The following is a 15,769-nucleotide window of genomic DNA, read 5'->3' on the forward strand; positions in this document are numbered from 1 at the left end:
AGCCTTGAGCTCTTTGAAGGGTCGTTCGAGACCAGGACGTTGATAGGCTGGGTGTGGAAGTGCAGTAATGCATTAAGCTAACCAGTACTAATTGCCCGTACGGCTTGTCCCTATAACCTTAGCAGGTACAGAGGATAAGACGGTACAACGTTGCGTGTGTGTTGATACTACCAGTCATTACCCCAATCTTTGCTGCTTCCAGATTCAGGCTTTGTCGCTCAAGCGAGGACAAACGCCGGTACAAGTTATGCCTGATGACCATAGCAAGTTGGTCCCACCCCTTCCCATCCCGAACAGGACCGTGAAACAACTTTGCGCCGATGATAGTGCTGCAACCAGTGTGAAAGTAGGTTATCGTCAGGCTTGTTATTCGCAGTAGAAGAAAACCCCGTCAAGAAATTGATGGGGTTTTTTTTCGTCTGGCGAAAAGGGCGTAGGTCGGCTTGGCGCGCATGCGCGTAAGCCGACAACACCACCGGCCTCGCCAACAATGTTGTCGGATTACGGCCTGCGGCCTCGGCGGCCCCGCCTAATCCGACCTACGATTTGTCTGCGTTTGCGGCATTGAAGGACTGACGCCGGCTGTTCAAGGGTTTGGGGTACAAAGAGCTACCACTGCAATAGAAAATTACTGTACAATTCGTCTCCTCAGATCAGACGACTTGCTGCCCCGTTGGGAGCAGGTGGTTGAAAAAGTTATGCCTGATGACCATAGCAAGTTGGTACCACCCCTTCCCATCCCGAACAGGACCGTGAAACAACTCTGCGCCGATGATAGTGCTGCAACCAGTGTGAAAGTAGGTTATCGTCAGGCTTGTTATACAAAAAAACCCCGCTCTGCTAGCGGGGTTTTTTTTCGTCCGTCCGGTTCATCTGGCTTACACGCCCCAGATAATGCTTTCGTTTTCGGCCTTGGCCGAGCGCAGCATTTCCATCAGCGGGAAGGCGCGTTGCGAGAAATGGACTTTTTGTGCGCGTGCGTGTTCGCCTGTCTCGCCGTCTTCCAGGGTTTCCGGGGTATGCACATCGTGCTCGATGTCGTTTTCCGGATGCAGCCTGGTCTCGGCGACTTCTTTTTCCAGCAGTTCCAGCGCGTGGCCAGCTTCGGCGGGCGTGATCACGCCGCGCGTCGGGCTCTTGTGCAGGATGTCGAGGATGCGTTGGGCATGTTCTTGGTACATCAGGACGGCAGGGGAGGATTTGGATTTGAATGAGATCAACATGATAGGCTTTCTGAGTCTTGTTATTAGTGGTCAAACGATATCACGACTTGGATTTCTCCACAGGAAGTCTGCAAGCCCTGACAGCCGCATGTGTTGGACGTTTCACCCAATTGCAAGAGTGCCTGCGCCGTCTTTAAGCCGCAATTAAGCAGCGGTCTCGTCCTTAGTCGATTTTGGCCGAGTCCATGAAGGTGTCGATGTGCTCGCGCGACAGCTTGTTTTCCTGGCCCAGGACGACGATCTGGAAAATGCGGCGATCCTGCGCCACGAAGCGGCCCACCAGCAAGGCCGGCTGGCCGTTCCGGGTACCGGTCGCCTCGATGGCCAGGCTGCTCTTCTGGTGGCTACCGGCGGCGTCGCTGCTGGCGGCGCTGGCCGACTTCTCGCTGCGCACCGTACCCTTGATATTGTTGAGCAAAGCCTGTTTCATGGCCGGCAAGGCCGCTTGCGCCTGCTGCGCACTGGCCAGTTCGGCGCTGCCGATGGCGAAGGTGTTGCCGTCGACTTCGCTGGCCGTCATGGTCAGGCTGACCTTGGTGCCGTCGAGGTCGATGTCGCGCGTCAGCACGGCCGGCTTGCCGGGAAACAGGGCCGTAAAGTGGGCGTCGGGGCTGTGGTACTCGCGCCAGTCGAATGCCGGGCTGCAGGCGCCAAGGACGGCGGCGGTGGCCAGCACGCTGGCGATGGCGGCGAATGATGTTTTTTTCATCAGGCGATGGTAGCAGCGCTGTGCGCCGCACGCAATCGCGCACGCGCACCGTTTTATGCCACACGCAGGACGCGCCGGTATTGAATCGCTTCGGCCACATGCGCCTGGCTAATCGCGGTGTTGCCAGCCAGGTCGGCGATGCTGCGCGCCACGCGCAGGACGCGGTGATAAGTGCGGGCGGACCAGTGCAGGCGCAGCATGGCGCCGTGCAGCAGTTGTTCGCCAGCTGTATCGAGCCGGCAATGCTGCGCGATTTCGTTATTTGCCAGCAGGTGGTTGGCTTTGCCCTGGCGCGCCAGCTGCAGGGCAAATGCGGCCGCCACGCGCTCGGCGATTGCGGCCGTGCTGGCGCCGGCAACCATCTTTGTCCCCAGCAGGGCTGGCGCCATGGCCGGCACTTCAATCTGCAAGTCGATGCGGTCGAGCAGGGGACCGGAGAGGCGGCCATGGTAGCGCAGCACGGCGTCCGGGGTGCAGCGGCAGCGTCCCGACGCATGGCCCAGATAGCCGCAAGGGCAGGGATTCATGGCGGCGATCAATTGAAAGCGTGCCGGAAACTCGGCCTGGCGCGCCGCGCGCGAGATACTGATCACGCCCGACTCCATCGGCTGGCGCAGCACGTCCAGTACCCGCCGGTCGAATTCGGCGATTTCGTCAAGAAACAGTACGCCACAGTGGGCGAGGGAAATTTCACCGGGCCGCGGCAGATTGCCGCCACCGACCAGGGCCACGCCGGAAGCCGTCTGGTGCGGCGCCCGGTATGGCCGGCGTTTCCAGTTTTCCACCTTGAAGCTGCCGCACAGCGAATGCACGGCCGCCGCTTCCAGCGCTTCTTCATCGCTCATCAATGGCAGGATGCCGGGGAAGCGGCTGGCCAGCATGGTCTTGCCGGCGCCGGGCGGGCCCACCATCAATACGCTGTGACCGCCGGCGGCCGCCACTTCCAGCGCCCGCCGCGCATGGTGCTGTCCTTGCACATCTGCAAAGTCCGGATAGGCAAAGTCGGGCGCCAGCAAGGCGGGCCGGTGCCGCTGCAAGGCGGTGCGCTGGTCGCGCGCGGCAAAATGGGCACACACTTCGAGCAGGCTGTGCGCAGGATAGATGCTGGCGTTGGCCACCAGCGCTGCCTCGTCGGCATTGGCGTGCGGCAAAATGAAGGCACGCGGCGGACCGGTTTTGCCGCGTTGCATGGCGAACGTCATGGCCAGTGCGCCACGGATGGGACGCAACTGCCCCGACAGCGACAGCTCGCCGGCAAATTCATAGTCGTGCAGTTGTTCAGCGGGAAGCTGGCCCGAGGCGGCCAGGATGCCCAGCGCGATCGGCAGGTCGAAGCGCCCCGATTCTTTCGGCAGGTCGGCTGGCGCCAGATTGGCCGTGATGCGCCGCGCCGGCATGTCGAAGCCGCAATTTTGCAGCGCGGCGCGCACCCGGTCGCGTGACTCCTTGACCTCTGTATCGGGCAAGCCGACGATGGTAAACGAGGGCAGGCCATTGGCCAGATGCACCTCGACATTGACCTCGGGTGCCTCCATGCCCGCCAGGGCGCGACTTTTCAATACTGCCAGGCTCATGGCATCTCCCTGCTCCGCGGGCGCGGGCAGGACCAGTCTAGCTGGAGCTCTGGCCTGGTGCTTGATTTTCGCCAGTACTACCGTGTTGTCTTACAGGGCCTTGCCGACATTGACGGTCTTGCTGTCGTTCAGCCGCGCTTCCAGTTCGATCACGCGCAGCTCCAGCGCGTCGAGCTTGGCGCGCGTCTTGGCCAGCACCTGGGCCTGGATGTCGAATTCCTCGCGCGTGACCAGGTCCAGGCGGGCGAAGCCCTGGGTCATCATCGACTTCACATTCTTCTCGATATCCTTGGCTGGCGAGTTTTCGATGGCCTGGTGGATCTTGCCTTGCAAATCGTTAAAGAAAGTATTCATGTCCATGGTATGTCCTTATGGTGCGGCATGTGCATCGCACCATTGCGGTGCACGTCAGCCTTAATGTGGTGCGAAAACGGGCAGTTCATTGTGGTTCAGCAGCGGGCCTGCGCATTGCCCGTGGTTTGCAGGCTATGTATGGACGGAAATGCAGCTGTCAAGGTGGCACGGTAGCTGGCACGCATTCTGCTAAAGAGTAGATGAACGCTTTGTGATCGCCAGACCAGATTTTAAACCTCAACCGCTTTAAAAGTTCAATAAAAGGGAATCGCCATGAAGAATCTGTCCAAGAACATGACTGTAGCAGCTGCGCTGGCATTTGCCATGTCCGCCATGTGTGGCACCGCCATGGCCCAGGAAGCGGCTGCCGCGCCAGCCGCGGCCGAGGCAGTGCCGGACAACGTGGTGGCGTACAACGTGGCCCTTTCCAGCGATTACCGCTATCGCGGTATTTCACAATCACGCCTGAAGCCGGCCATCAGCGGTGGCGCCGACTACACGCACAATCCGACCGGCTTGTACCTGGGCACCTGGCTGTCGAGCATCAAATGGATCAAGGACGGCGGTGGCGACACGGATCTGGAATGGGATGTCTATGGCGGCAAGCGTGGCGAAATTACCAGTGGCGTGAGCTACGACGTGGGCGGCCTGTATTACTTTTACCCTTCGAACGGCCTGAGCACGAATGCCAATACCTTCGAGCTGTATGGCCAGCTCGGTTTTGGTCCGGCCTACATCAAGTATTCCCACTCGACCACCAATCTGTTCGGCGTGGCGGACAGCAAGAACAGCGGCTACCTCGACGTAGGCGCAAATGTGGAAGTCCATGACGGCTACATGCTGAACCTGCATGCCGGCCGCCAGAAGGTCGAGCATAACAATTCGCTCAGCTACAACGATTTCAAGATCGGCGTGACCAAGGACTACGGCGTGGCCACGGTATCGCTGGCGGCGGTCAAGGCAAATATCGATTCTTTCGCGCCAAACGGCAAAAACCTGGCCAAAACCGGCCTGGTATTGTCTGTTTCCAAAACTTTCTAAGTGAGATAGCCATGAAAATGATTACCGCGATCATCAAGCCCTTCAAGCTGGACGAAGTGCGCGAAGCCTTGTCGGCTATTAATGTGCAAGGCATTACCGTCACGGAAGTGAAGGGCTTTGGCCGCCAGAAAGGCCACACGGAACTGTACCGTGGCGCCGAGTACGTGGTCGATTTCCTGCCAAAAACCAAAATCGAAGCCGCCGTCGACGATGCCATCGTCGACCAGGCCATCGAAGCGATCGAAGGTGCCGCGCGTACCGGTAAAATCGGCGATGGCAAGATTTTCGTGACCACACTGGAACAAGTCATCCGCATCCGCACCGGCGAAACCGGCAACGAAGCGCTCTAAGGGGAATATTGATGCGTAAAAATATAACAAAATTGCTGGCTGGGGTAGCCTGTCTGTTTGCCCTTGGCGTTTCGGCGCCAAGCTTTGCCGATGCACCTGCAAAAACCGAACCGGTGGCCGCCGCCACCACCGCCGTTGTGGCCACGCCGGAAGTGGCGCCCTTGGCCGTGCCTCCCGCCGCGCCTGCCGCTACCGCAGCGGCCGCACCTGCCCCCGCTGCCGCGCCCGCCGCCGCACCTGTGCCCAACAAGGGCGACACCGGCTTCATGATGATCTGCACGCTGCTGGTGATCCTGATGACGATACCCGGCCTGGCCCTGTTTTACGGCGGCCTCGTGCGTTCCAAGAACATGCTGTCGATCCTGATGCAGGTATTCGTGGTGTTCGCGCTGGTGGTCGTGCTGTGGTGCGTGTATGGCTATTCGCTGGCCTTTACCGAAGGCAATGCGTTCTTCGGCACCTTTGCGCGTTCCTTCCTGAACGGCATCTGGGATCCGGCCACCGGCACCTTCGCCGTCGCCGCCACCTTTACCAAGGGCGTGGTGATTCCTGAATTCGTGTTCGTCGCCTTCCAGGGCACGTTTGCCGCGATTACCTGCACGCTGATCGTCGGCGCGTTTGCCGAACGCGCCAAGTTCTCGGCCGTGCTCGCTTTCGTGGTGTTGTGGTTCACGTTCGCCTACCTGCCAGCGGCCCACATGGTGTGGTTCTGGACCGGTCCTGACATGATCACCGATGCCGCATCGGTCGCGGTCGAAGCCGCCAAGGCCGGCTGGATCTACCAGAAAGGCGCGCTGGACTTTGCCGGCGGCACCGTGGTGCACATCAACGCCGCCGTCGCTGGCCTGGTGGGCGCCATCATGATCGGCAAACGTGTCGGTTACGGCCGTGAATCGATGGCACCACACTCGCTGACGATGACCATGATCGGTGCGTCCTTGCTGTGGGTGGGCTGGTTCGGTTTCAACGCCGGCTCCTCGATGGAAGCGGGCGACTTGGCTGCCCTGGCTTTCGTCAACACCATGCTGGCCACCGCTGCCGCAACGTTGTCGTGGGTCTTCGGTGAATGGATTACCAAAGGCAAGCCATCGATGCTGGGCGGCGCTTCCGGCGCGGTTGCCGGCCTGGTGGCGATCACCCCGGCGGCCGGTTTTGTCGGCCCGATGGGTGGCCTGGTGATCGGCCTCCTGGCCGGTATCGTCTGCCTGTGGGGCGTGACGGGCCTGAAACGCCTGATCGGCGCCGACGATTCGCTCGACGTGTTCGGCGTGCATGGCGTCGGCGGCATTCTGGGCGCCATCCTGACCGGCGTGTTTGCTGCGCCACAGCTGGGCGGCCAGGGCATCATGGATTACGTCACCAACAAGATCTCGACCGATCCGTATTCGATTGGCCATCAGGTGTGGGTGCAAATCCAGGCCGTTGGCACCACCATCATCTGGTCGGCCATCGTTTCCGTGATCGCCTACAAACTGGTCGACATCGTCATCGGCCTGCGCGTACCGGAAGAAGAAGAGCGCGAAGGCCTGGACATCACCAGCCATGGCGAGCAGGCTTACCACGGTTGATCGTTGATTTTCTGATACGGCCGCGCCCCGGCGCGCCGTATCAGCGCTGTTTTGCCAGGAAGGCGCCTCATCGAGGCGCCTTTTTTTCGTTTGCGGCAGGGATGAGGCCTTTAAAACAAGGCTTTTGCCCCGATTTGGGCTACTGACACGGTAATATAGTCGGCAGTTCTGTGTGCTTTTTTGAATATTGCACATAATTTAAGGATGTAACTATGGTTCCCCATCTCGTCACGGCCCTGACCGGACCGCTGCTCGACCTCGAAAAAAAGATTCTCGCCGCCACGCCCGCCATCGAGCGCTGGTTTCGCATGGAATGGCAAGAGCACACGCCGCCTTTCTATTGCTCGGTTGACTTGCGCAATGCCGGCTACAAGCTGGCCCCGGTCGACACCAATCTGTTCCCTGGCGGCTTTCACAACCTGGCCACCGAAATGCTGCCGCTGTCGGTGCAGGCCGCGATGGCCGCGATCGACAAATATTGCCCGGACGCCCGCAATCTCCTGATCGTGCCGGAATTGCACAACACCACGCCGCAGTACCTGCAGAACGTGGCGCGCCTGATGCAGATCTTCCGCCAGACGGGGCTGCATGTGCGCTTCGGTTCCTGGTCGCCCGAGATTACCCAGCCCACGCCGCTGGCCCTGCCGGACGGCAATATGCTGGTGATCGAGCCGCTGGTGCGCCTGAACAATGGCCGCCGCCTGGGCCTGAAGGATTTCGATCCGTGCACGATCTTGCTGAACAACGATTTGTCCGACGGCATCCCCGACATCCTGCAAAACATCCATGAGCAGAGCCTGCTGCCGCCCTTGCATGCGGGCTGGGCCTTGCGCCGCAAGAGCAACCACTACACGGCCTACGATGAAGTGGTGAAAAAATTCGGCAAGATGATCGACGTCGATCCCTGGATGCTCAACCCCTTTCACGCCAAGTGCAGCGGCGTGAACTTCCAGGAAGGCGAGGGCGAAGATGCGCTGGCCGCCAGCGTCGATGTGCTGCTGGCCAAGATCCGCAAGAAGTACAAGGAATACGGCATCAAGGAAAAGCCGTTCGTGATCGTCAAGCCCGATGCGGGAACGTACGGCACCGGCATCATGACGGTGCGCGACGCCAGCGAAGTGCGCGACCTGTCGCGCAAGCAGCGTGAAAAAATGTCCATCGTCAAGGATGGCCAGCTGGTAACCGACGTTATCATCCAGGAAGGCGTGCCGACCTTTGAAAGCATCAAGGATGCGGTGGCCGAGCCGGTGGTCTACATGATTGACCGCTATGTGGTGGGCGGCTTCTACCGCGTGCACGCTGAAAAAGGCGTGGACCAGAACCTGAACGCGCCCGGCTCGCAATATGTGCCGCTGGCGTTCGCCCAGCAGCATGCGGTGCCGGACCTGAAGGCCAAGCCGGGCACGGCCGCGCCGAACCGTTTCTATGTGTATGGCGTGGTGGCGCGCCTGGCCTTGCTGGCCGCGTCGCTGGAAATGGAACGCACGGACCCCAACCCCGAAGTATATTGATGTGCTGACGCGTGGCCGGCCAGGCGGGGCAAGACCCCGCCTGGCGTTCTCGGCTAGAATCAAGCCTTCTTCTTCCCGCATTCCGACTGGACCGCCTCATGAAAATCGCATTCCTTGCCGACCCGCTGGCAGGCTTCAAGACCTACAAAGATTCCACTTTCGCCATGATGCGCGAAGCGGCCCGCCGCGGCCACGCCATCTACGCTTTCGAGCAGAAGAACATGGCGCTGGAAGAAGGCATCGTCACGGCACAGGTGCAACAGATCACCCTGACCGGCGACGAGCACGACTGGTACAAGGTCGTCTCGACCGAGGAAGTGCGCCTGTCCGTGTTTGACGCCATCATCGAGCGCAAGGACCCGCCGTTCGACATGGAATATGTGTACGGCACCTATTTGCTGGAGCTGGCCGAAAAGCAGGGCGCGCGCGTGTTCAACAAGCCGTCGGCGATCCGCGACAACAATGAAAAGCTGGCCATTGCCCAGTTTTCGGAATTGACCTCGCCGACCCTGGTCACCTCGAACGAAGCGCGCCTGCGCGCCTTCCACGCCAAGCACCAGGACGTGATCTTCAAGCCGCTCGACGGCATGGGCGGCACCGGCATCTTCCGCGTCAAGGCCGACGCGCTGAATTTGGGCGCCATCATCGAAACGCTGACCGGGAACGGCGCGCAGACCATCATGGCCCAGCGCTTTATCGCCGACATCGACAAGGGTGACAAGCGCATCCTGGTGATCGGCGGCAAACCGGTGCCGTATTGCCTGGCGCGCATCCCGCAAGGCGGCGAAGTGCGCGGCAACCTGGCCGCCGGCGGCAAGGGCGTGGCCCAGCCATTGACAGCGCGCGACCTGGAAATCGCCGAAAAGCTCGGCCCCATCCTGGCCGCGCGTGGCCTGATGCTGGTAGGATTGGATGTGATCGGCGACTACCTGACGGAAGTGAACGTCACCAGCCCGACCTGCTTCCAGGAAATTGCGCAGCAGACCGGTTTTGACGTGGCCGCCATGTTCATCGATGCGGTCGAGCAGGGCGTGGCGCAGTCGCCTGCGCACACGGCATAAGGACACCATATGGTAGGGATTTTGCTCATGACACACGCGCCGCTGGGCCAGGCATTCATTGCCGCCTGCGCGCACGTGTTTCGCGGACCGACCGAGCGTTTTGAAGCGATCGACGTGCTGGCCGACCAGGACCTGGCCGAGGTGCAGAAGCTCGCTTCGGCCGCCATCTGCCGCCTTGACGACGGCTCCGGCGTGCTGGTGATTACCGATGTGAAAGGCGGCACGCCGTCGAACTGCTGCAACAAGCTGGCCGATGCGGGCCGCGTGGAAGTGATCGCCGGCATCAGCCTGCCGATGCTGCTGCGCGCCATCACGTATCGCCGCGATACACTCGATGTGGTGGTCGAAATGGCGCTGGCCGGTGCGCAAAGCGGCGCCGTGCGCGTCGACAACCGCATTCGCGTGGGCGAATAAAGCAGCACATGGCCGCCGCCCTGAAGGCGGCGCAAGTTTTTTTTCAGGGATAGAGACTAGACAAAAATGATTCAAAAAGAACTCGAAATCATCAACAAGCTGGGCCTGCATGCACGCGCCTCGGCCAAATTTACCCAGATGGCCGCCCGCTACAAGAGCGACGTCTGGCTGACCCGCAACGCGCGCCGCATCAACGCCAAGTCCATCATGGGCGTGATGATGCTGGCCGCCGGCAAGGGCGCGAAAGTGACCCTGGAAGCGGACGGCGCCGATGAGGCGGCGTGTGTCGAGGCCTTGACCGCCCTGATCAACGACAGGTTTGGCGAAGGCGAGTAATGCCCGCCGAACGCAGCCGCAGCCGCCTTCCCACAGGTCACCCCATGGCTTCCTTCACGCTCCACGGCATTCCCGTCTCGCGCGGCATCGCCATTGGCCGCGCGCATTTGCTGGCGCCGGCCGCCCTTGACGTCAAGCACTACCTGGTCGCCCAGGAGCAGATCGAAGGCGAAGTGCTGCGCCTGCAAAACGCGATCGCCGCCGTCCACAAGGAATTGCAAACCCTGTGGAACGAGCTGCCGAAAGACGCGCCCACCGAACTGGGCGCGTTTATCGACGTGCATGCGCTGATCCTGTCCGACCCGATGATTTCCGAAGCACCGCTCGACATCATCCGCTCGCGCCACTACAACGCCGAATGGGCGCTGCTGACGCAGATCGATGAATTGTCGGCCCAGTTCGACGAAATCGAAGACCCGTATTTGCGCGAGCGCAAGGCCGACATCCAGCAGGTGGCCGAACGGGTATTGAAGGTCCTGCTCGGCACCGAGCAGCTGCTGCCCAAGGCGGCGGCCGAAGACGAATTCACGGCGCAGATGATCGTCGTGGCACACGATATCTCGCCGGCCGACATGCTGCAGTTCCGCGACCGCTCGTTTGTCGGCTTCATTACCGACGTCGGCGGCCAGAACTCGCACACGGCCATCGTCGCGCGCAGCCTCGATATCCCGGCGGCGGTCGGCATGTCGCAGGCCTCGACCCTGATCGAACAGGATGACTGGCTGATCATCGACGGCGACGCCGGCGTGGTGATCGCCAACCCCAGCCCGCTGGTGCTGGAACAGTACCGCGAGCGCCAGGTGGCGATGCAGCGCGCGCGCAAGAAACTGGGCAAACTCAAGAAAACCCCGGCCGTCACCAAATGCGGCACGGCCGTGACCTTGCTGGCCAATATCGAACTGCCCGACGACTGCGCCTTTGCGCTGGAGTCCGGCGCCGTCGGCGTGGGCCTGTTCCGCTCCGAATTTCTGTTCATGGGCCGCGCCCACAAAATCCCGTCCGAAGACGAGCAGTTCGAGGCCTACCGCCAGACCGTGATGTCGATGAAGGGCAAGGTGGTCACCATCCGCACGCTCGACATCGGCGCCGACAAGCCGCTCGACCAGTCTGACCATACGGCGCTGAACCCGGCGCTGGGCCTGCGCGCGATCCGCTACTGCCTGGCCGAGCCGCAGCTGTTCCTGACCCAGCTGCGCGCCATTTTGCGCGCCTCGGCCTATGGCAAGGTGCGCATCCTGATTCCGATGCTGGCGCACGCCTTCGAGATCGACCAGTCGCTGGCCATGATCGCGCAGGCCAAGGCGGCGCTGCGCGACGAGGGCGTCAAGTTCGACGACGCCGTCGAAGTGGGCGCCATGATCGAGATCCCGGCCGCCGCGCTGGCGCTGCCGATGTTCGTCAAGCGCCTCGATTTCCTGTCGATCGGCACCAATGATCTGATCCAGTACACGCTGGCGATCGACCGGGTCGACTACGAAGTGGCGCATCTGTACAACCCGCTGCATCCGGCCGTGCTGCAACTGATCTCGATGACGATCGCGGCCGGCCACAAGGCAGGTATCGACGTGGCCGTGTGCGGCGAGATGGCGGGTGACGTCAAGCTCACGCGCCTGCTGCTGGGCCTGGGTCTGCGCGAGTTTTCCATGCATCCGGCCCAGCTCTTGGCCGTCAAGCAGGAGATCCTCAATAGCGACCTGGCGCTGATCGCGCCACAAATGCGCAAAATCATGCGCTCGATGGAGCCAAATGTCATCGCCGAGGCGGTCGAACAGCTGCAGCTGATGTAAACTGTCGTTTCAACACCAGCAGGACGCATTGCGCGCGGCAAGATGCGTCCTGCTGAAGCTGCGGAGCCTTTCATCGCGACTCCGCATCGATCATGGCCCGTGGGGCCGCCCCCCTAGATAAACCGACACGCACATGTCATCCATTGGAATCGTTTCGCCGCAAACCATGTATTTTGCGCAACCCCTGCAGCTGCAAAGCGGCGCCTCGCTGCAGGACTATATGCTGATGTATGAAACCTACGGCACCCTGAACGCCGACAAATCGAACGCGGTGCTGGTCTGCCACGCCCTGAACGCCTCGCACCACGTGGCCGGCACCTATGACGGCGACCCGAAAAGCACGGGCTGGTGGGACAATATGGTCGGTCCGGGCAAGCCGCTCGACACCGACAAGTTCTTCGTCATCGGCGTCAACAACCTCGGCTCCTGCTTCGGCTCGACCGGCCCGATGCACACCAACCCGGCCACCGGCAAGCCGTATGGCGCGGCGTTTCCCGTGGTGACGGTGGAAGACTGGGTCAGCGCGCAGGCGCGCCTGGCCGACGAACTGGGCATCGATCAGTTTGCCGCCGTGATGGGCGGCTCGCTGGGCGGCATGCAGGCGCTGGCCTGGAGCATCATGTACCCGCAGCGGCTGCGCCACTGCGTGGTGATCGCCTCGACGGCCAAGCTGTCGGCGCAGAATATCGCCTTCAACGACGTCGCGCGCCAGGCGATCCTGTCCGACCCGGATTACCGCGGCGGCGATTTCTATGCATACGGCGTGGTGCCGAAGAACGGCCTGCGCGTGGCGCGCATGGTCGGCCACATCACCTACCTGTCGAACGACGACATGGCCGAAAAATTCGGCCGCAAGCTGCGCGACGCGGCGCAGACGGGCGCCTACAAATTCGGCTTCGGCATCGACTTCGAGATCGAATCGTACCTGCGTTACCAGGGCGACAAGTTCTCCGAGTACTTCGACGCCAATACCTATTTGTTGATTACCAAGGCGCTCGATTATTTCGACCCGGCGCGCGCCCATGGCGGCAACCTGGCCAAGGCGCTGGCCGGTACCCGCGCGAAATTTTTCCTGGCCTCGTTTTCCACCGACTGGCGTTTTTCGCCCGAGCGCAGCCGCGAAATCGTCGAGGCGCTGGTGTGCAACCGCCGCCAGGTGACCTACGCCGAGATCGACGCGCCGCACGGCCACGACGCCTTTTTGCTGGAAGACGCGCGCTACATGAACATGGTGCGCGCCTACTACGGCCAGGTGTGGCACGAGATCGGGGCCGGCGTGCCGGCTACTGTACAGAACACTGCCGTGCGCCAGGGCGCGAAGGAGATCGCATGAATTTCGAAGAACTGAGCGCGCTGCGCCCCGACCTGGCCTTTATCGCCCACTGGGTGCCGGACCAGGCCCATGTGCTCGACGTCGGCTGCGGCGACGGCGTGATGCTCGAATACCTGCAAAGCAGCGGCAAGGGCTGCAGCGGCTACGGCCTGGAGATCGCCGACGACAAGGTGCTGGCCAGCACCCGCCGCGGCGTGCAGGTGATCCAGCAGGACATGGAAAAGGGCCTGGCGATTTTTGGCGACAACAGCTTCGACACCGTGCTGTGCCTGTCGTCGCTGCAGATGATGAAGCAGGTCGAGCCGCTGCTGCGCGATATCGTGCGCGTCGGCACCGAGGCCATCGTCTCGTTCCCGAATTTCGCCTACTGGCCGCACCGCGTTTCCCTGCTCAAGGGCCGCATGCCGGTGTCCAAATCGCTGCCCTACCAGTGGTACGATACGCCCAACGTACGCTGCGCCACCATCAAGGATTTCCGCGAACTGGCCGAGGAATGCGGCCTGGAAGTGATCGATTGCGTGGCCCTGGCCGCAGGCAAGATGGTGTCCGTGCTGCCGAACCTGCGCGGCGACCTGGCCGTGTTCAGGCTGCGCAAGAAGAAAGCGCACTGAGTCGCTTGCATGGAGCCCCGCACGCGTGTTGGGGAAGTGCAATATGGCGGACGGCCTGTATGCTAATGTATAACATTGTTTTACGGAGAATTCCCACATGACGCCCTACCCCCACTCGTTCAAACGTTTTACCGTCGCCGCCAGCCTGTGCGCCGCCGCCGTGCTGGCGCCGCTGCCGGCCCTGTCGCAGCAGGCCGTGGTGCAAGATGGCATCAAGGTTCGCCCCCTGTCGACCTCGCGCATCTTTGCCGGCGGCGTCGATTTCAATGAACAGTCGAAGCAGCAGTACACGCAGCTGGTCAATGAGGCCAGGGAAAAAAATGCGCTGGTGCCCGACAGCGATCCGCAGGTCAAGCGCCTGCGCGCCATCGCCCAGCGCATCATCCCGTTCGCCACGCGCTGGAACGAGGCCGCCGGCAGCTGGAACTGGCAGATCAACCTGCTCAATTCCGACCAGGTCAACGCCTTCTGCATGCCGGGCGGCCAGATTGCCTTCTACAGCGGCATTATCACCAAGCTGAACCTGACCGACGACGAAGTGGCCATCGTCATGGGCCATGAGATCTCGCATGCGCTGCGCGAACACTCGCAGGCGCAGGCCGGCAAGGGCAACCTGGCCGCCGTCGGCGCCAAGCTGGCCGGCGCCGGCCTGTCGGCCTGGCTGGGCGTGGACCCGAGCATCACCGGCACCGCCACCAATATGGCGGCGCAGGGCGTGATGCTGAAGTTTTCGCGCGACGACGAGCGCGAAGCGGACCTGATCGGCATGGACCTGGCCGCGCGCGCCGGTTTCGACCCGCGCGCCGGCGTCATCCTGTGGCAGAAAATGGCCGCGCTGAACAAGGGCGCGCCGCCGGAATTCCTGTCGACCCACCCGTCGGGCAAGGACCGCATTTCGCAGATGAACAGCCATATGGCGCAGGTGCTGCCGCTGTATGCGCGCGCCAAGGGCGTGTCGGTCAACGATTTGCCGGCCTACCGCAGCAATGCCGTCGCCTCGCGCTAAGCCATGACGGCGCCACCCCTGCCCATGCGCGATGGCGTGGCCGCCAGCTATTTATGGCTGCCCGAGGGGCAGTGGCCCGACATGCTGGCCTTCCTGGTCGAGCGCTACCCGCAGGTCAGCGCGGCGCAATGGCAGGACCGCATGGCGCGCGGCGAGGTGGTCGATGGCGAGGGGGTCGTGCTGCTGCCCGGCAGCGCCTGCCGGCGCGGCATGCGCATCTTTTATTACCGCGAGCTGGAACGTGAAACGCCGATTCCGTTCCAGGAGCAGATCCTGTTCGAAGACGCGCACCTGGTGGTGGTCGACAAGCCGCATTTTTTGCCGATGACCCCTGGCGGGCGCTTCGTGCAGGAAACGTTATTGACGCGGCTGAAGAAAAAGCTCGATTGCGCCGCACTGACGCCGATCCACCGCCTCGACCGCGAGACGGCCGGGGTGGTGATTTTTTCGCGCCGCCAGGCCAGCCGCGGCGCCTACCAGACCCTGTTCCAGCGCCGTGAAATCCATAAAGTCTATGAAGCGCTGGCGCCGCGCCTGCATGGCCGCGAGTTTCCATTTACCTACCGCAGCCGCATGGTCGACGGCGACAAGTTCTTTATCATGCGCGAGGAAGCGGGCGAGCCCAATTCTGAAACCATCATCGATGTGATCGAACAGCGTGGCGACTTCAATTTGTACCGTTTGCAGCCGCGCACGGGCCGCAAGCACCAGCTGCGCGTGCACCTGGCCTCCCTGGGCGTGCCCATCGTCAACGATGCCTTCTACCCGGTGGCGCTGCCGTGCAAGGAAGACGACATGTCGCAGCCCTTGCAGCTGCTGGCAAGGGCGATTGCCTTTGCCGATCCGTTGACGGGCGAGATGCGTCGCTTTGAAAGCCGGCGCAGCCTTTGA

At 61.9% G+C, this 15,769-nt stretch carries 16 protein-coding genes and 3 rRNA genes; 15 read left to right on the top strand and 4 right to left on the bottom strand.

Going from position 1 to position 15,769, the window contains the following annotated elements:
• The 3 genes from ASR47_RS12825 to rrf (ASR47_RS12835) form a co-directional block, all read left to right on the top strand.
• Positions 1 to 112: ribosomal RNA gene (locus tag ASR47_RS12825) — 23S ribosomal RNA — on the top strand; the annotation flags it as partial.
• Positions 113 to 250: 138 nt separating this feature from the next.
• Positions 251 to 363 (top strand): 5S ribosomal RNA (gene rrf / locus ASR47_RS12830).
• Positions 364 to 701: 338 nt separating this feature from the next.
• Positions 702 to 814, top strand: a 5S ribosomal RNA gene (gene rrf, locus ASR47_RS12835).
• Positions 815 to 878: 64 nt separating this feature from the next.
• On the opposite strand, the gene ASR47_RS12840 is transcribed toward rrf (ASR47_RS12835), so the two are convergent.
• The 4 genes from ASR47_RS12840 to ASR47_RS12855 form a co-directional block, all read right to left on the bottom strand.
• The gene (locus ASR47_RS12840) at positions 879 to 1,223 is read right to left on the bottom strand and encodes a DUF1840 domain-containing protein (protein ID WP_065308182.1); all 345 of its coding nucleotides are present in this window, start codon (positions 1,221 to 1,223) and stop codon (positions 879 to 881) included.
• A gap of 163 nt (positions 1,224 to 1,386) precedes the next feature.
• The gene (locus ASR47_RS12845; protein ID WP_065308183.1) at positions 1,387 to 1,932 is read right to left on the bottom strand and encodes a hypothetical protein; all 546 of its coding nucleotides are present in this window, start codon (positions 1,930 to 1,932) and stop codon (positions 1,387 to 1,389) included.
• Positions 1,933 to 1,985: 53 nt separating this feature from the next.
• The gene (locus ASR47_RS12850) at positions 1,986 to 3,506 is read right to left on the bottom strand and encodes a YifB family Mg chelatase-like AAA ATPase (RefSeq protein WP_065308184.1); all 1,521 of its coding nucleotides are present in this window, start codon (positions 3,504 to 3,506) and stop codon (positions 1,986 to 1,988) included.
• 90 nt (positions 3,507 to 3,596) lie between these two features.
• Positions 3,597 to 3,866 carry an accessory factor UbiK family protein gene (locus ASR47_RS12855; RefSeq protein WP_065308185.1) on the bottom strand — a complete coding sequence of 90 codons (270 nt, stop codon included), beginning with the start codon at positions 3,864 to 3,866 and terminating at the stop codon, positions 3,597 to 3,599.
• A 267-nt stretch (positions 3,867 to 4,133) separates the two neighbouring features.
• On the opposite strand from ASR47_RS12855, the gene ASR47_RS12860 reads away from it, so the two are divergent.
• The 12 genes from ASR47_RS12860 (at position 4,134) to ASR47_RS12915 (ending at position 15,769) form a co-directional block, all read left to right on the top strand.
• A complete protein-coding gene (locus ASR47_RS12860; protein WP_065308186.1) occupies positions 4,134 to 4,901 on the top strand; it encodes a TorF family putative porin in 768 nt (255 codons plus the stop codon).
• An 11-nt stretch (positions 4,902 to 4,912) separates the two neighbouring features.
• A complete protein-coding gene (locus tag ASR47_RS12865; RefSeq protein WP_065308187.1) occupies positions 4,913 to 5,251 on the top strand; it encodes a P-II family nitrogen regulator in 339 nt (112 codons plus the stop codon).
• Positions 5,252 to 5,262: 11 nt separating this feature from the next.
• Positions 5,263 to 6,819: an ammonium transporter gene (locus ASR47_RS12870; protein ID WP_065308188.1), complete on the top strand. Its 1,557-nt coding sequence runs from the start codon at positions 5,263 to 5,265 to the stop codon at positions 6,817 to 6,819.
• Between the two features lie 212 nt (positions 6,820 to 7,031).
• Positions 7,032 to 8,330 (top strand): glutamate--cysteine ligase, encoded by a 1,299-nt coding sequence (gene gshA, locus ASR47_RS12875; protein WP_065308189.1) that lies wholly within the window; start codon positions 7,032 to 7,034, stop codon positions 8,328 to 8,330.
• A 98-nt stretch (positions 8,331 to 8,428) separates the two neighbouring features.
• Positions 8,429 to 9,391 carry a glutathione synthase gene (gene gshB / locus ASR47_RS12880; RefSeq protein WP_065308190.1) on the top strand — a complete coding sequence of 321 codons (963 nt, stop codon included), beginning with the start codon at positions 8,429 to 8,431 and terminating at the stop codon, positions 9,389 to 9,391.
• A 9-nt stretch (positions 9,392 to 9,400) separates the two neighbouring features.
• Positions 9,401 to 9,805 (top strand): PTS sugar transporter subunit IIA, encoded by a 405-nt coding sequence (locus ASR47_RS12885; protein WP_065308191.1) that lies wholly within the window; start codon positions 9,401 to 9,403, stop codon positions 9,803 to 9,805.
• A 66-nt stretch (positions 9,806 to 9,871) separates the two neighbouring features.
• The gene (locus tag ASR47_RS12890) at positions 9,872 to 10,141 is read left to right on the top strand and encodes an HPr family phosphocarrier protein (protein WP_065308192.1); all 270 of its coding nucleotides are present in this window, start codon (positions 9,872 to 9,874) and stop codon (positions 10,139 to 10,141) included.
• A gap of 44 nt (positions 10,142 to 10,185) precedes the next feature.
• A complete protein-coding gene (gene ptsP, locus ASR47_RS12895; RefSeq protein WP_065308193.1) occupies positions 10,186 to 11,928 on the top strand; it encodes a phosphoenolpyruvate--protein phosphotransferase in 1,743 nt (580 codons plus the stop codon).
• A gap of 133 nt (positions 11,929 to 12,061) precedes the next feature.
• The gene (gene metX, locus ASR47_RS12900) at positions 12,062 to 13,261 is read left to right on the top strand and encodes a homoserine O-succinyltransferase MetX (RefSeq protein WP_082988904.1); all 1,200 of its coding nucleotides are present in this window, start codon (positions 12,062 to 12,064) and stop codon (positions 13,259 to 13,261) included.
• Positions 13,258 to 13,872, top strand: coding sequence for a methionine biosynthesis protein MetW (gene metW / locus ASR47_RS12905; protein ID WP_065308195.1), 615 nt, complete (start codon positions 13,258 to 13,260; stop codon positions 13,870 to 13,872). Before metX ends, metW begins: the two co-directional genes overlap by 4 nt.
• Positions 13,873 to 13,969: 97 nt before the next feature.
• Positions 13,970 to 14,878, top strand: a complete 909-nt coding sequence (locus tag ASR47_RS12910; protein WP_065308196.1) for a M48 family metallopeptidase — start codon at positions 13,970 to 13,972, stop codon at positions 14,876 to 14,878.
• A 3-nt stretch (positions 14,879 to 14,881) separates the two neighbouring features.
• Complete coding sequence (locus tag ASR47_RS12915; RefSeq protein ID WP_065308197.1) at positions 14,882 to 15,769, top strand: pseudouridine synthase; 888 nt, start codon at positions 14,882 to 14,884, stop codon at positions 15,767 to 15,769.

The sequence above is a fragment of the Janthinobacterium psychrotolerans genome (assembly GCF_001677885.1).
GTDB classification, from domain to species: Bacteria; Pseudomonadota; Gammaproteobacteria; order Burkholderiales; family Burkholderiaceae_D; genus Janthinobacterium; species Janthinobacterium psychrotolerans.

Bases quoted from the DNA above. Each gene is read 5' to 3' on its own strand.
- ASR47_RS12840 (WP_065308182.1), bottom strand. From the start codon at position 1,223: ATGTTGATCTCATTCAAATCCAAATCCTCCCCTGCCGTCCTGATGTAC.
- ASR47_RS12845 (WP_065308183.1), bottom strand. From the start codon at position 1,932: ATGAAAAAAACATCATTCGCCGCCATCGCCAGCGTGCTGGCCACCGCC.
- ASR47_RS12850 (WP_065308184.1), bottom strand. From the start codon at position 3,506: ATGAGCCTGGCAGTATTGAAAAGTCGCGCCCTGGCGGGCATGGAGGCA.
- ASR47_RS12855 (WP_065308185.1), bottom strand. From the start codon at position 3,866: ATGGACATGAATACTTTCTTTAACGATTTGCAAGGCAAGATCCACCAG.
- ASR47_RS12860 (WP_065308186.1), top strand. From the start codon at position 4,134: ATGAAGAATCTGTCCAAGAACATGACTGTAGCAGCTGCGCTGGCATTT.
- ASR47_RS12865 (WP_065308187.1), top strand. From the start codon at position 4,913: ATGAAAATGATTACCGCGATCATCAAGCCCTTCAAGCTGGACGAAGTG.
- ASR47_RS12870 (WP_065308188.1), top strand. From the start codon at position 5,263: ATGCGTAAAAATATAACAAAATTGCTGGCTGGGGTAGCCTGTCTGTTT.
- gshA (WP_065308189.1), top strand. From the start codon at position 7,032: ATGGTTCCCCATCTCGTCACGGCCCTGACCGGACCGCTGCTCGACCTC.
- gshB (WP_065308190.1), top strand. From the start codon at position 8,429: ATGAAAATCGCATTCCTTGCCGACCCGCTGGCAGGCTTCAAGACCTAC.
- ASR47_RS12885 (WP_065308191.1), top strand. From the start codon at position 9,401: ATGGTAGGGATTTTGCTCATGACACACGCGCCGCTGGGCCAGGCATTC.
- ASR47_RS12890 (WP_065308192.1), top strand. From the start codon at position 9,872: ATGATTCAAAAAGAACTCGAAATCATCAACAAGCTGGGCCTGCATGCA.
- ptsP (WP_065308193.1), top strand. From the start codon at position 10,186: ATGGCTTCCTTCACGCTCCACGGCATTCCCGTCTCGCGCGGCATCGCC.
- metX (WP_082988904.1), top strand. From the start codon at position 12,062: ATGTCATCCATTGGAATCGTTTCGCCGCAAACCATGTATTTTGCGCAA.
- metW (WP_065308195.1), top strand. From the start codon at position 13,258: ATGAATTTCGAAGAACTGAGCGCGCTGCGCCCCGACCTGGCCTTTATC.
- ASR47_RS12910 (WP_065308196.1), top strand. From the start codon at position 13,970: ATGACGCCCTACCCCCACTCGTTCAAACGTTTTACCGTCGCCGCCAGC.
- ASR47_RS12915 (WP_065308197.1), top strand. From the start codon at position 14,882: ATGACGGCGCCACCCCTGCCCATGCGCGATGGCGTGGCCGCCAGCTAT.